Annotated in this window: 13 protein-coding genes; 5 read left to right on the forward strand and 8 right to left on the reverse strand. The window is 72.4% G+C overall.

Features of this window, described 5'->3' with window-relative positions; genetic code table 11:
• Nucleotides 1–139: 139 nt before the first annotated feature.
• Nucleotides 140–1660 (forward strand): glycoside hydrolase family 3 protein, encoded by a 1521-nt coding sequence (locus ABD361_RS22215; protein ID WP_344437245.1) that lies wholly within the window; start codon nt 140–142, stop codon nt 1658–1660.
• A 166-nt stretch (nt 1661–1826) separates the two neighbouring features.
• Nucleotides 1827–2939 carry an alpha/beta hydrolase gene (locus ABD361_RS22220; protein ID WP_344437246.1) on the forward strand — a complete coding sequence of 371 codons (1113 nt, stop codon included), beginning with the start codon at nt 1827–1829 and terminating at the stop codon, nt 2937–2939.
• Nucleotides 2940–2996: 57 nt separating this feature from the next.
• Here ABD361_RS22220 and nagB read toward each other — a convergent pair whose 3' ends face one another.
• The gene (nagB, locus tag ABD361_RS22225) at nt 2997–3782 is read right to left on the reverse strand and encodes a glucosamine-6-phosphate deaminase (protein WP_344437247.1); all 786 of its coding nucleotides are present in this window, start codon (nt 3780–3782) and stop codon (nt 2997–2999) included.
• Nucleotides 3783–4170: 388 nt separating this feature from the next.
• Here nagB and ABD361_RS22230 point away from each other — a divergent pair, with 388 nt between their 5' ends.
• Nucleotides 4171–5640 carry a sensor histidine kinase gene (locus tag ABD361_RS22230; protein ID WP_344437387.1) on the forward strand — a complete coding sequence of 490 codons (1470 nt, stop codon included), beginning with the start codon at nt 4171–4173 and terminating at the stop codon, nt 5638–5640.
• Between the two features lie 161 nt (nt 5641–5801).
• Here the strand turns inward: ABD361_RS22230 and ABD361_RS22235 are convergent, their stop codons facing one another.
• On the reverse strand, nt 5802–6059 hold the full coding sequence (locus ABD361_RS22235; protein ID WP_004937597.1) for a WhiB family transcriptional regulator: 258 nt from the start codon (nt 6057–6059) through the stop codon (nt 5802–5804).
• A gap of 322 nt (nt 6060–6381) precedes the next feature.
• Nucleotides 6382–7350, reverse strand: a complete 969-nt coding sequence (locus tag ABD361_RS22240) for a diacylglycerol/lipid kinase family protein (protein ID WP_344437248.1) — start codon at nt 7348–7350, stop codon at nt 6382–6384.
• Nucleotides 7351–7432: 82 nt separating this feature from the next.
• Here ABD361_RS22240 and ABD361_RS22245 point away from each other — a divergent pair, with 82 nt between their 5' ends.
• The gene (locus ABD361_RS22245; protein ID WP_344437249.1) at nt 7433–7906 is read left to right on the forward strand and encodes a hypothetical protein; all 474 of its coding nucleotides are present in this window, start codon (nt 7433–7435) and stop codon (nt 7904–7906) included.
• 175 nt (nt 7907–8081) lie between these two features.
• Here ABD361_RS22245 and ABD361_RS22250 read toward each other — a convergent pair whose 3' ends face one another.
• The 4 genes from ABD361_RS22250 to ABD361_RS22265 all read right to left on the reverse strand — a co-directional run bounded on the left by ABD361_RS22250 (nt 8082) and on the right by ABD361_RS22265 (nt 10517).
• Nucleotides 8082–9035 (reverse strand): RNA polymerase sigma factor SigF, encoded by a 954-nt coding sequence (locus ABD361_RS22250; protein ID WP_344437250.1) that lies wholly within the window; start codon nt 9033–9035, stop codon nt 8082–8084.
• A 16-nt stretch (nt 9036–9051) separates the two neighbouring features.
• A complete protein-coding gene (locus ABD361_RS22255) occupies nt 9052–9468 on the reverse strand; it encodes an ATP-binding protein (RefSeq protein WP_126915983.1) in 417 nt (138 codons plus the stop codon).
• A gap of 198 nt (nt 9469–9666) precedes the next feature.
• On the reverse strand, nt 9667–10203 hold the full coding sequence (locus ABD361_RS22260; RefSeq protein ID WP_344437252.1) for a GNAT family N-acetyltransferase: 537 nt from the start codon (nt 10201–10203) through the stop codon (nt 9667–9669).
• Between the two features lie 53 nt (nt 10204–10256).
• Entirely contained in the window at nt 10257–10517 is a 261-nt protein-coding gene (locus ABD361_RS22265; protein ID WP_344437253.1) for a UBP-type zinc finger domain-containing protein, read from the reverse strand.
• Nucleotides 10518–10574: 57 nt separating this feature from the next.
• On the opposite strand from ABD361_RS22265, the gene ABD361_RS22270 reads away from it, so the two are divergent.
• Complete coding sequence (locus ABD361_RS22270) at nt 10575–12170, forward strand: Na+/H+ antiporter (RefSeq protein WP_344437388.1); 1596 nt, start codon at nt 10575–10577, stop codon at nt 12168–12170.
• Nucleotides 12171–12305: 135 nt separating this feature from the next.
• On the opposite strand, the gene ABD361_RS22275 is transcribed toward ABD361_RS22270, so the two are convergent.
• A complete protein-coding gene (locus ABD361_RS22275) occupies nt 12306–13217 on the reverse strand; it encodes a 1-aminocyclopropane-1-carboxylate deaminase/D-cysteine desulfhydrase (protein WP_344437254.1) in 912 nt (303 codons plus the stop codon).
• Nucleotides 13218–13221 lie beyond the last annotated feature (4 nt).

The raw sequence follows: 13221 nt of genomic DNA on the forward strand, positions 1-13221 counted from the left end.
GGGCCCGGGCGCAGCACGGCACTCCGTCTGCGGGCGCGTCGTGGCTTGTCGCGCCCGCGCGGCGGAGCCGCAGATTGACGCTGCCCCGCGCCCCTTCGGGGCGCTGCACGATCCACCGGACACGCCCTAGGAGACCGACATGACCACCGACATGACCGCACCCGCCCCCGCCGGCACGCTCACCCGCGACGCCCTCACCGTCCTGCAGCCCGGCTTCACCGGCACCAGCGCCCCCGACTGGCTGCTGCGCCGGCTCGGCGAAGGACTGTGCTCCGTCGGCCTCTTCGGCCGCAACATCGCCTCGGCCGGGCAGCTGGCCGCGCTCACCGCCCGGCTGCGGGCCGAGTGCCCGGGCGTGCTCGTCGCCATCGACGAGGAGGGCGGCGACGTCACCCGTCTGGAGGTGCGCACCGGCTCCTCCTTCCCCGGCAACCTCGCCCTCGGCGCCGTCGACGACACCGAGCTGACCCGCTCCGTCGCCCGCGAGCTCGGCCGCCGGCTCGCCGAGTGCGGCGTCAACCTCAACTGGGCGCCCTCCGGCGACGTCAACTCCGACCCCGACAACCCCGTCATCGGCGTACGCTCCTTCGGCGCCGACCCGCACCTCGTCGCCCGGCACACCGCCGCCTACGTCGAAGGGCTGCAGTCCGCCGGGGTCGCGGCCTGCACCAAGCACTTCCCCGGCCACGGCGACACCGCCGTCGACTCCCACCACGACCTGCCCCGGGTCGAGGCCGGCCTGGAGACCCTGCGCACCCGGGAGCTGGTGCCCTTCCGCGCGGCCGTCGCCGCCGGCACCAGGGCGGTGATGAGCGCGCACATCCTGCTGCCCGCCCTCGACCCCGCCCTGCCGGCCACCCTCAGCCCGGCCGCCCTGCACGGCCTGCTGCGCGCACCCGTCGCCGACGGCGGGCTCGGCTTCGACGGGCTGATCGTCACCGACGGCATGGAGATGGCCGCCGTCTCCGCCACGTACGGGATCGAACGCGGCAGCGTCATGGCCCTTGCGGCCGGCGCGGACGCGATCTGCGTCGGCGGCGGGCTGGCCGACGAGGCCACCGTGCTGCGGCTGCGCGACGCGCTCGTCGCGGCGGTGCGCGCCGGCGAGCTGGCCGAGGAGCGCCTCGCCGACGCGGCCGCGCGGGTCCGGGCGCTGGGCCGCTGGACCACCGGAACGGGTGCGGGCGCGGGGGAGGGGACCGCGCCCGCACCCGGCATCGGGCTCGACGCGGCGCGGCGGGCCCTGCGGGTCACCCGGTCGGCGGGGTTCGCGCCGCTGACGCGGCCCGCGCACGTGGCGGCCTTCACCCCGGTGGCCAACATCGCCGTGGGCGACGAGACGCCGTGGGGCGTCGGCGCGGAGCTGGCGCGGCTGCTGCCGGGGACGACCACGCTGACGTACGGGCCCGGGGACGACGGCGCCGAGCAGGTGCTGGCGGACGCGGGGGAGCGGCGGATCGTGGCCGTGGTGCGCGACGAGCACCGCCACGGCTGGATGGGCCGGGCGCTGGACGCGCTGCTGGCGGCCCGGCCGGAGACGGTGGTCGTGGAGATGGGCGTGCCGCGGGCCGCGCCGCGCGGTGCGGTGCACGTGGCGACGCACGGCGCGGCGCGCGTGTGCGGCCTGGCCGCCGCGGAGGTCCTGGCGGGGGTGCGATAGCCCCACCCATCACACCCGTGCTCCGACTAGACTTTTGTCAAGCACCCGGACGAGGGAACCTGCAGCTCGGCATGGTCCGTCTTCCCGGACGGAACATCCGTTACTGCCCTCGGGCAGCAGCCCTCTCGGGCCGGCAGCTGGAGCACGTGTGAACACACCCCCGACCATGCATCCGCCGTCCACCGCGCCCTACGAGTCCCGGGGCCGGCGCCGTGCCACCCGCGCACGGCGCTGGATCGTCGTGATCGCGTCGGTGGTCGCACTCGGCCTGGTCGCCTGGCCGGTGATGAGCTACTTCGAGATACCCCCCTTCACCGACAAGGGAGCCCCGGTCAGCTACGACCCGGGCGGCGACGCGAACGACGGCAAGGGCGGAAAGCCGGTCGACTCGAAGACCCTGCTGCCCACGGGCCCGAAGGCCGATTTCCGCAACGCGAAGACGATGAGCGACGGCACGCAGGTCAGCGTCGTGTCGATCACCGGCGCGAAGTCGGGGTTCAAGGGCAAGGTGTGGGTCTGGGCGCCCAAGGAATACATGGACCCGAAGTTCGCCAAGAGCGGCTTCCCCGTGCTGATAGCCCTGCCCGGCGGTCCGGGCAACGACGGCAATTACTGGGCGTTCGGAGAATTCGGCAGCGACAAGCTCTCCCTGGAGGGCAGCATCACCAAGTGGTACCAGGAGGGGAAGAGCAAGCCCTTCCTGCTGGCGATGCCGATCCTCAATCCGGGCCCGGACGACGGCGGCATCTACTGGGACGGCAGCGACATCCCCGGCCAGCCCAAGATGGGCACCTGGCTGACGGAGGACGTCCCCGACCTCATGAAGGCGAATTTCCGCACGCTGAAGTCGCGTGACGGCTGGGCCTTCATGGGCTCCTCCACCGGTGGGTTCGTCGGCCTCAAGTCCGTGCTGCAGAAGCCGGACAAGTTCAAGGCCGTCATCGCCTCCGGCCCCGACATCGTGCCCGACTCCCCGCTGTGGAAGGGCCACGAGACCGAGCGGCAGCAGAACAACCCCGAGGTCCTGGCCAAGCAGCTGATCGCCCGCAAGGGCCCCGACGTCTACCTGGCGTTCCAGTACGGGACCAAGGAGAACAAGAAGATGATCAGCGACGTCACGAAGTTCATCGCGACGTACGGTGACAAGGGCCCGGTCCACACCAAGCTGAACGTCATCGAGGGCGGCACCCACAACGGCGCCACCTACCTGCGGGGCATGGACGCCGGGCCGATCGCGTGGATCAGCGAGCACATGGAAGGCCCGACACCCGCCTCCTGACGGGCGCCGGGCCACCGGTCCGCCGCTGCTCCTGCGGCCCTACCGGCCCTACCAGCCTTACAGCCCCTGCCAGGCCGGCTTGGCCGCGTACGTGGCGCGGAAGTAGTCGGCGAGCTTCAGCTCGGACGCCGCGGCCTCGTCGACGACCACCGTCGCGTGGGGGTGCAGCTGCAGGGCGGAGGCCGGGACGAAGGCGGAGACCGGGCCCTCCACGGAGCGGGCCACCGCCTCCGCCTTGCCCTCGCCCGTCGCCAGCAGCACCAGGTGGCGGGCCTCCAGGATCGTGCCGATGCCCTGGGTTATCACGTGGTGCGGCACCTGCTCGATGTCGCCGTCGAAGAAGCGGGCGTTGTCGACGCGGGTCTGGTGCGTGAGCGTCTTGAGCCGGGTGCGGGAGGCGAGCGAGGAGCACGGCTCGTTGAAGCCGATGTGCCCGTCGGTGCCGATGCCCAGCAGCTGCAGGTCGACCCCGCCGGCCTCGGCCAGGGCGCGGTCGTACGCCTCGCAGGCGGCCTGGACGTCCGCGGTGTTGCCGTCGGGGCCCATGAAGGACTCCGCGGTCAGCCCGAGCGGCTCGACGACCTGGCGCAGGACGACCGAGCGGTAGGACTCGGGGTGGTCGGCCGGCAGGCCCACGTACTCGTCGAGCTGGCAGACGCGGGCGCGGGAGACGTCGACCGCGCCGCCGCGGACCTTGGCGGCGAGCGCCTCGTAGACGGGCAGCGGGGTGGAGCCGGTGGCAACCCCGAGCAGGGCGTCGGGCTTGCGGCGCAGCAGAGCGGCCATGGCCTCGGCGATGAGCTCGCCGCCTGCCTTGGCGTCCGGGACGATGACAACTTCCACGCTGGGCCTGCCGATCTCAAGAGGGGTGTGGTATAGACCAATTTAGCAGGCGACGAACCAGGTGCTACCGGCCCCCGGTACGACTACGGGCCGCGGCGCCTGCCGGGACCCTCGACCCAGCGGGCACCGCAGCCCGGAGCGACACCGGCCGGCGGGTGGCGCGGGGTGTGCGGGCCCCGCGGCCCGGCGGGCCGGCCGGAGGCCGGGGTGCCGCGCGCGGCGCGGGCCGGCCTCGTTCCGCCTCCCTTGTGCGGAGGGGGCGGAAGACTTTGCCGTTTCATTGTGGACTAGACCATTCGCCACTGTCTACGGGAGTTCCCCCATCGGGTGGTCCGGACGGGAAATCCCGCCGCCCGCCGCCCCGGGTAGGCTCGCTGGCGTGCCCTCCATGAACGATCTCGTACGCCAGCACACCGACCTCGACGACTCCGACCTGGAGTGGCTGCACCTGCTGGTCTCGGAGTGGCAGCTGCTCTCCGACCTCTCCTTCGCCGACCTCGTGCTGTGGGTGCCGACGCTGGACGGGACGCGGTACGTCTCCATCGCCCAGATGCGCCCCAACACCGGCCCGACCTCGTACCAGAACGACATGGTCGGCCACATGGTGCCGCGCGGCCGCCGCCCCATGCTGGACGCCGCCCTCGACGAGGGCCGGATCGTGCGCGAGGGCGACCCCGAATGGCGCGAGGAGGTCCCCGTGCGGGTGGAGTCCATCCCGGTGCGCCGGGAGGGCCGGGTGCTGGGCGTCATCGCCCGCAACACCAACCTGCTGACCGTCCGCACCCCCAGCCGGCTGGAGCTCACCTACCTGCAGAGCGCCTCGGACCTCGCGCAGATGATCGCGGCCGGCACCTTCCCGTTCCCCGGTCAACAAGTCGACATGGATGCCTCGCCCCGGGCCGGCGACGGGCTGATCCGGCTGGACGCCGACGGCATCGTCCAGTACGCCAGCCCCAACGCGCTGTCCGCCTACCACCGGCTCGGGCTGGCCGCCGACCTCGTCGGCCACCATCTGGGCGAGACCACCGCCCGGTTGGCGCCCTCCCGGGCCCCGGTCGACGAGGGCCTGGCCAAGCTGGCCAGCGGCTGGGCCCCGCGGGAGTTCGAGGTCGAGGCGAACGACGGGGTCATCCATCTGCGCGCCATCCCGCTCAAACCCAAGGGCAGCCACATCGGTTCGCTCGTGCTGCTGCGCGACGTGACCGAACTGCGACGCCGCGAGCGCGAGTTGATCACCAAGGACGCCACCATCCGGGAGATCCACCACCGGGTGAAGAACAACCTGCAGACCGTGGCCGCCCTGCTGCGCCTGCAGGCCCGCCGCATCGGCTCCGCCGAGGGCAGGGAGGCGCTGGAGGAGGCGGTCCGCCGGGTCGGCTCGATCGCGATCGTCCACGAGACCCTCTCGCAGAACCTCGACGAGCGGGTGGAGTTCGACGAGATCGCCGACCGGGTGCTCGCCATGGTCGCGGAGATCTCCCCGGGCCGGGTCACCGCCCGGCGCACCGGCCGCTTCGGGATACTCGAGGCCGAGGTCGCAACCCCCCTGTCGATGGTGCTGACCGAGCTGCTGCAGAACGCCCTGGAACACGGCTTCGGCCCGGGCGAGCAGGGCACGGTCGAGGTCACCGCGGTGCGCGGCGGCACCCGCCGGGACGCCCGGCTGCTGATCTCCGTGCAGGACGACGGCCGCGGCCTGCCCGAGGGCTTCGACCCGCAGAGCGCGGGCAACCTCGGCCTGCAGATCGTGCGCACCCTCGTCGAGGGGGAGCTGGGCGGGACGTTCGACATGGTGCCCGCCGCCGGCCGGGGCACCAAGGTCGTCCTCGACCTCCCCGTCCGGGCCGAGAAGCACTGACCGCACAGCACTGAGCCCGGTACAAGCTGAGCCCGGTACAGCACTGAGCCCGGTCGCTCTCGAACGAGAGCGACCGGGCTCAAAGCGTTGTATGCACTATGTGCTTAGCGCACCGTGGGGGGTACTGCGCGCTGCGGCTCGGGGGCCGAAAGGGGTCCTCGTCAGGCGGTCGCGTTGCGCGCCCGGTTGCGGGCGGCACGGCGCTTCATGGCGCGGCGCTCGTCCTCGCTGAGACCACCCCAGACGCCGGAGTCCTGGCCGGACTCGAGCGCCCACTGCAGGCACTGCTCCATCACGGGGCAGCGACGGCAGACGGCCTTGGCTTCCTCGATCTGCAGCAGCGCAGGACCGGTGTTGCCGATGGGGAAGAACAGCTCGGGGTCTTCCTCGCGGCAAACGGCGTTGTGACGCCAGTCCATGGCTGCTCCATCTCCTCGTGTTACGGCTACGTGGCTTGTGAATGTGAACGCTTTCACGAATCCCCTCGCAAGGGAAGGGCCGACGCCCAGCTGCACGCTGGTGTGGTCCAGGGAGGAAAAGGAGGGGGTTCGGGCTCTCCGGGGAAGCCTTGATGGCGGGCTGTCCCGATCGCCAGGAAGAGACTCGCAAACCTCGGCGACGGATACAACCCCTTCCGGAAAGTTTTTTTTGATTCCTCGGTGTCGGCTAGGTCACAGCCGTCATTCCAGGGGGTGGAACCCAGTCTAAACGTTCGACTGTAAGGACTTTGGTCCCTAGCACTCACACAATCACACGCAGTGCACGGCGAACGCCTGTGAACGTCACGCTCGACCGCAGCCCGAGGTGGTCGCCGTCCATCTGGAACGGCAGGGGGGCCTGCGAATGCAAGGTGAAGGAGGTCTGGTCATGCAGTGACACAGCGTGTTTGCCCTCCGGACCGCGCTCCGGCGTCGAGGCCAGCAGCTGCAGGGCGTGCCGGGTGGCGGTCACCGTGGACAGCTTGGTGAATCCGAGCACGTCAAGGGCGGTGTCGAAGGACGCCTGCGGCGCCGCGTAGACCGGGCGGTTGCCCAGGTAGGTCCACGGCGCGGTGTTGCAGATTATCGACATGACGAGATTCTCGAGTGGCTCCTCGCCCGGCCGTTCGAGAGTGATCGTGCCGTGCCGGCGGTTCGGCTCCCCGAGGAACTGGCGCATCATCTGTCGCACGTACAGGGCGTGGGTCGAACGCTTGCCGCGCTCGCGCTGCTGCTCCACCCGGCCCACGACCCCGGCGTCGAAGCCGAAGCCGGCGCAGAAGGTGAACCAGCGGGAGGGCACCCCCTCGTCCTCGGTGCCGGGCGTGCCGGCCGCGAGCCCCAGGCCGACCGTGCGCTCCGAGCCCTCGCGCAGCGCGTCCAGCAGGGCGCCGGTGGCCTCCACGACGTCGTTGGGCAGGCCCAGGGCCCGGGCGAAGACGTTGGTGGAGCCGCCCGGCACGACGGCCAGGCGCGGCAGGCCCTGCGGGTCGGGGCCGGCGTGCAGCAGGCCGTTGACGACCTCGTTGACCGTGCCGTCGCCGCCGAGCGCGACCACCAGCTCGATGGTCCCGCTCTCGGCCGCTCTGCGGGCCAGGTCGCGCGCGTGCCCCCGGTACTCGGTCGTCGCGACGTCCAGCTTGAGGTCGCTGGCCAGCGCGTGCGCCAGGACGTCACGCGTACGGGCACTGGTGGTGGTGGCCGAAGGATTGACCACAAGAAGCGCACGCATGCGCTTCAGCCTACCTACCTGTCGGTACACCACCCATCCCAGGCCGGGCTTTCCGGACGCCGGTACGGCTACCCTGCATCGAGTGAGCAGCAAGCAGTCCGCGTCGAAAAACCCCCGGAAGGGCGCCGCCCCCACGGCCCCCGCCACCCGTGCGGCCTCCCCGGGCCCCCGGCCCGCCCGGCTGACCGCCGCGGCGGCACTGGTCGGCCTGGAGGGTCTGGCCCTGTTCGCCGCGGGCGCCGCCATGCTCGTCATGGGCCTGCTGGGCCGCCCCGACAGCCCCCGGCAGGCGGAGACAGGCGGCCTGACCGTCCTGGCCCTGGCCGTGCTGCCGCTGCTGGCGGCGCGCGGTCTGTGGCTGCTGCGCCGCTGGAGCCGCGGCCCGGCCGTGATCACGCAGATCATGGCGCTGCCGGTGGCCTGGACGCTCTTCAACGGCGGCGGGGCGCTGATCGCCGGGGCGGTGGCGCTGGCGGCCGCGGCCATGGCCGTGCTCGCGCTGCTGGTCAGCCCCGCGGCGGCCGAGGCGCTCGGCGCGGGTCCGCTCGGCCGCTAGGGCATGCGACCCCGCAGCGCCCCGTCAGGGGCGCGGGGAACCGTGCGGCACGGCACAGTGCACCCGGGCCCGGGGTGGTGTGTCGACTGCGGGCCGTCTGTGGTCGATCGCGCAGTTCCCCGCGCCCCTGACGGGGCGCTGCGGGATCCGCGGGACAGGCCCCCGGGGGCGCGGGTCACTCCTCGATCAGGAGGCGGTCCCGCAGCTGGGCGAGGGTGCGGGCCAGCAGGCGGGAGACGTGCATCTGCGAGATGCCGACCTCCTGGGCGATCTGCGACTGGGTCATGTTGCCGAAGAAGCGCAGCAGCAGGATCTTCTTCTCGCGCGGCGGCAGGTCCTCCAGCAGCGGCTTGAGGGACTCGCGGTACTCCACGCCCTCCAGCGCCTCGTCCTCCGCGCCGAGGGTGTCGGCGACCGCCGGGGACTCGTCGTCGGTGTCCGGCACGTCCAGGGAGAGCGTGCTGTAGGCATTGGCCGACTCCAGGCCCTCCAGCACCTCCTCCTCGGAGATCGACAGGTGCTCGGCCAGCTCGTGGACGGTCGGGGCCCGGCCGTGCCGCTGGGAGAGCTCGGCGGTGGCCGTGGTCAGCGACAGCCGCAGCTCCTGCAGCCGGCGCGGCACCCGCACCGCCCAGCCCTTGTCGCGGAAGTGCCGCTTGATCTCGCCGACGACGGTGGGCGTGGCATACGTGGAGAACTCCACCCCGCGGTCGGGGTCGAACCGGTCCACGGACTTGATCAGCCCGATCGTGGCGACCTGGGTGAGGTCGTCCAGCGGCTCGCCGCGGTTGCGGAAGCGCCGGGCCAGGTGCTCGACCAGGGGCAGGTGCATCCGCACCAGGTGGTTGCGCAGCTCGGCGCGCTCGGGCGAGCCGTCGGGAAGCGCGCGCAGCTCGACGAACAGGGCGCGGGCTCCGCTGCGGTCGTGCGGATCCGCGTGCGGGTTGCGCTGCCGGCGCTGCTGCTGATCCATGTGGTCCGCCCGCTCCGAAGGGTCGCTGGCCTGGTCCGGACCGGGGTCCGGGCCCTGCGGGCCGGGACGCTCCGGATCGAGGTCCTCCGGATGCGGCCGGGCAGGCTGCTGCGGGATGGCCGGGGTGCGCACTCCCCGCGGTGACGCAGTACTCACGGAGCCCCCTCTTCCGTCACGGCTGTCCGGGGCCGGCGCCGCGCTTCTTGTGCAGGCTGATGCTGACCGTGCGGTCCTCCGCGACGGTGGAGTCCACCTCTCCGGCCAGGGCGGAGAGCACCGTCCAGGCGAAGGTGTCGCGCTCGGGCGCACGCCCGTCGGTGGTGGGTGCCGAGACGGTCACCCGCAACGCGTCTCCCACGAGGCGGAAGACGCAGCTGAGGACGGAGCCCGGCACGGCCTGTTGCAACAGGATGGCGCAGGCCTCGTCCACGGCGATGCGCAAGTCCTCGATTTCGTCGAGGGTGAAGTCCAGTCGGGCCGCGAGGCCGGCCGTCGCCGTCCGCAGCACCGACAGGTAGGCACCTGCGGCGGGCAGCCGGACTTCCACGAAGTCCTGGGTCGTCCCAGGCTCGCCTGCGATGGGGGACACCCTCACCTCCAAGGTGGCACAAGCTCATTGAGCTGAGTTGAGCGCCGGTCCCGCGCGGTCCGGTGAAGGCCGGTGCGGGTCGGGGCGGCACATGGTCCGGCTGAGACGCTATCGCGATCTGCGGTTCCGCGCCGCAGGCCCACGACTGTCACTCATGGTAAACCCATGAGTACGGACAGTGGCTAGAGGTCTGCGGTCTCAATTCGAAAGCGAGGACGGCTCGTTGGGCCGCCTGCTCGGATTTTCGTCACTCTGCGCGAGCGCCGCAAGGGCTCGGAGCGGTTCACCGGTAAGTCGTTGCACGGTCCATCCGTCCATGGCCTGCGCCCCGATGGACTTGTAGAACGCGATCGACGGGGCGTTCCAGTCCAGCACTGACCACTCGAAACGGCGATAGCCGCGCTCCACGCAGATCCGGGCGAGCTCCGCGAGCAACGCCTTTCCGTACCCGCCGCCCCGTGCGTGCGGCCGTACGTAAAGGTCTTCGAGATAGATACCGTGCGTACCCGTCCACGTCGAGAAGTTCCGGAACCACAGCGCGAAACCGAGCGCCTCGCCCGGCTTTTCGTCACTCTCCGCCATCAGGGCGAACACGGCGGGTTCCGGTCCGAACAGCGCCTCGCGCAGCTGTTCCTCGGTGGCCTGTGCCTCGTCCAGCGCCCGTTCGTACTCCGCGAGTTCGCGGATCATCGCGTGGATCTCCGGCACGTCGGCCGGCGTGGCGGTACGGATCATGCCTGCATGCTAGCCCGGGCCCCGCGCAGCACCCCTTCGGACGATGTGCCCCTTCAGACGATGTGCTTGTCCACGTAGCACCAACGCCAGGTCTGCCCCGGCTCGAAGCTGCGCATCACCGCGTGCCCCGTCCGCTCGAAGTGCGCCGTCGCGTGCCGGTACGGCGAGGAGTCGCAGCAGGCCACGTTGCCGCACACCAAACACATGCGCAGCTGCACCGGATGACTGCCCGCCGCCTCGCAGTCCGGGCACGTGACGGCCAGCGGCTCCGGCTCGGGGCGCGGCAACCCCGGAACGTGCGCACACTCGATCATGATTGCCAGGGTAGATCGCACAGCCGGATCGTGTGCGCGCAGACAGGCGGGGAGCCCATGGACGTCATGCCGTTGCTGTTGCTGGTCGCCGCCAGCGCCGTCGTCGCCGGGGCCGCCCGCCGCACACCCGTACCCGCCCCTCTGCTGCTCGTCGCCGCCGGGCTCGCCGCCGCCTACGTCCCCGGCGTGCCCGACTACGCCCTCGACCCGCACGTCGTCCTGCCGCTGCTGCTGCCGCCCCTGCTGCACACCGCCGCCCTCGACAGCTCCTACCTCGACCTGCGCGCCAACCTGCGGCCCGTCGCGCTGCTGTCCTTCGGCTACGTGCTCTTCGCCACCGTCTTCGTCGGCTACGCGGCCTACCTCGTCGTGCCCGGCCTGCCGCTCGCCGCCGCCATGGTGCTCGGCGCCGTCGTCGCCCCGCCCGACGCCGTCGCCGCCACCGCCATCGCCCGCCGCCTCGGACTGCCCTCGCGGCTCACCACCATCCTGCAGGGCGAGTCCCTGGTGAACGACGCCACCGCCATCACCGCCTACCGGGTGGCGGTCGCCGGCGTCGTCGGCGGCAGCGTCAGCTGGTCGCACGGCATCCGCGAATTCGTCCTCGCCGCCCTCGGCGGCGTCGTCGTCGGCTTCGTCCTGATGGTGCCGATCCACTGGCTGCGCACCCACCTGCGCGAACCCCTCCTGCAGAACACCCTCTCCCTGCTCATCCCCTTCGTCGCCTACGGCACCGCCGAGCAACTGCACGCCTCCGGCGTGCTGGCCGTCGTGGTCGTCGCCCTCTACCTCGGCCACCGCTCCTGGCAGGTCGACTTCGCCACCCGGCTGCAGGAGGCCGCGGTGTGGAAGATGGTCGCCTTCCTCCTCGAATCCGCCGTCTTCATGCTCATCGGCCTCCAGCTGCCGGTGGTCCTGAGGGAACTGGGCACGTACGGGGTGGGGGAGGCCCTGATCTACGCGCTCGCCGTCTTCGCGGCCGTCGTCCTCGCCCGCTTCCTGTGGGTCTTCCCCGCCGCCTTCGTGCCCCGGGCCCTGTCCCGGCGCGTCCGCGAACGGGAGGACAACCCCACCTGGCAGGGCGTACTGATCATCGGCTGGGCGGGCATGCGCGGCGTCGTCTCCCTCGCCATCGCCTTCTCCGTACCCGTGGCCGCCACGCACGGGCCCTTCCCCGCCCGCAACCTCATCCTCTTCCTCACCTTCACCACCGTCATCGGCACGCTCGTGGTGCAGGGCCTCACCCTGCCCCCGCTGATCCGCCGGCTCCGGCTGCCGCAGCGCGACCCCGGCATGGACACGCTGGTCGAGGCCCAGGCCCAGAGCGAGGCCTCCGAAGCCGCGGAACGGCGCCTGGCCGAACTCCTCGCCGACGAGCACAACACCCTGCCCTCCCCCCTGGCCGACCGCCTGCGCGCCGTCCTCGAACGCCGCCGCAACGCCGTCTGGGAACGCCTCGGAGCGGTCGACGAACGCACGGGGGAGTCGGTCGACGACACCTACCGGCGCCTGTCGCGCGAGGTCATCGGGGCGGAGCGGGCCGTGTTCGTGGCCCTGCGGGACGCGCGGCGCATCGACGACGAGATGCTGCGCACGCTGCTGCGCCGCCTGGACCTGGAGGAGGCGGCGGCGTACCGGGAGGAGACGGCCTGAGCGCCCCGTCAGGGGCGCGGGGAACTGCGCGACAAGCCACGACGCGCCTGCACAACGGGGTCCGGGCGTTGGTGCGTCGGCTGCGGGCCGCCGGTGGCTGATCGCGCAGTTCCCCGCGCCCCTGCGGGGCGCCCCTCACGGGGCGCTGCCCGTCACCACGGCCGCCACCGTCGTACCCGGCGTGAACGCGCCCTCCTGCGCCAGCGTCGTCAGTCCGAGGAGCATCTTCGCCACGTACACCCGCTCCAGCGGAACACCGTGCCGGGCCTCGAAGTCCGCCGCGAACGCCTCCAGCTCCGGCGTCCGCCGCGCGTAGCCGCCCGCGTGGAAGCGCTCGTCCAGCACCCACTCACCGCGCCGCCCGCCGAACGCCTCCCGCTGCAGGCGCAGCACCTCCTCGCCCAGGAAGCCGCCCCTCAGCACCGGGAAGCCGATCGCCCGCTGCCCCGGCCCGAGGCCGGCCGCCAGGCCCGCCAGCGTGCCGCCCGTGCCGCAGGCGACGCCCACCACGTCCGCCACGCCGCGCAGCTCGCGGCCGAGCACCTCGCAGCCGTGGACGGCGGCGGCGTTGCTGCCGCCCTCCGGGACGACGTAGCAGCCCTCCGGCACGAGCGCGGCCAGCACCTCCGGCTCGGCCTTGCGGCGGTACGTGGCCCGGTCGACGAAGCGCAGCCGCATGCCGTCCGCGGCGCACTGTGCCAGGGACGGGTTCAGCGGGCGGTCCGCCAGCTCGTCACCGCGCACGATGCCGATCGTCGCGAACCCCAGCAGCCGGCCGGCGGCGGCCGTGGCCCGCAGGTGGTTGGAGTACGCCCCGCCGAACGTGAGCAGCGTGCGCCGGCCCGCGGCGGCCGCGGCGCGCAGATTCGGCTCCAGCTTGCGCCACTTGTTGCCGGGCAGGTCCGGATGTATGAGGTCGTCCCGCTTGAGCAGCAGTCGCAGGCCGCGCCGGGCGAACGCATCGTCGGCCAGCTCCTGCACCGGGGAGGGCAGCAGCGGGCGCAACGCGGCCGGATCGGGGGGATTGTCGCTGGTCACGCCCCCCATTTTG

The organism is Streptomyces luteosporeus (assembly GCF_039532865.1).
Lineage (GTDB): Bacteria > Actinomycetota > Actinomycetes > Streptomycetales > Streptomycetaceae > Streptomyces > Streptomyces luteosporeus.

Excerpts from the sequence above, each read along its gene's own strand:
- ABD361_RS22240 (WP_344437248.1), bottom strand. The coding sequence starts at position 7,350 with ATGCGTGCGCTTCTTGTGGTCAATCCTTCGGCCACCACCACCAGTGCC.
- ABD361_RS22260 (WP_344437252.1), bottom strand. The coding sequence starts at position 10,203 with ATGATCCGTACCGCCACGCCGGCCGACGTGCCGGAGATCCACGCGATG.
- ABD361_RS22215 (WP_344437245.1), top strand. The coding sequence starts at position 140 with ATGACCACCGACATGACCGCACCCGCCCCCGCCGGCACGCTCACCCGC.
- ABD361_RS22275 (WP_344437254.1), bottom strand. The coding sequence starts at position 13,217 with ATGGGGGGCGTGACCAGCGACAATCCCCCCGATCCGGCCGCGTTGCGC.
- ABD361_RS22265 (WP_344437253.1), bottom strand. The coding sequence starts at position 10,517 with ATGATCGAGTGTGCGCACGTTCCGGGGTTGCCGCGCCCCGAGCCGGAG.
- ABD361_RS22230 (WP_344437387.1), top strand. The coding sequence starts at position 4,171 with ATGAACGATCTCGTACGCCAGCACACCGACCTCGACGACTCCGACCTG.
- ABD361_RS22220 (WP_344437246.1), top strand. The coding sequence starts at position 1,827 with ATGCATCCGCCGTCCACCGCGCCCTACGAGTCCCGGGGCCGGCGCCGT.
- ABD361_RS22235 (WP_004937597.1), bottom strand. The coding sequence starts at position 6,059 with ATGGACTGGCGTCACAACGCCGTTTGCCGCGAGGAAGACCCCGAGCTG.
- ABD361_RS22270 (WP_344437388.1), top strand. The coding sequence starts at position 10,575 with ATGGACGTCATGCCGTTGCTGTTGCTGGTCGCCGCCAGCGCCGTCGTC.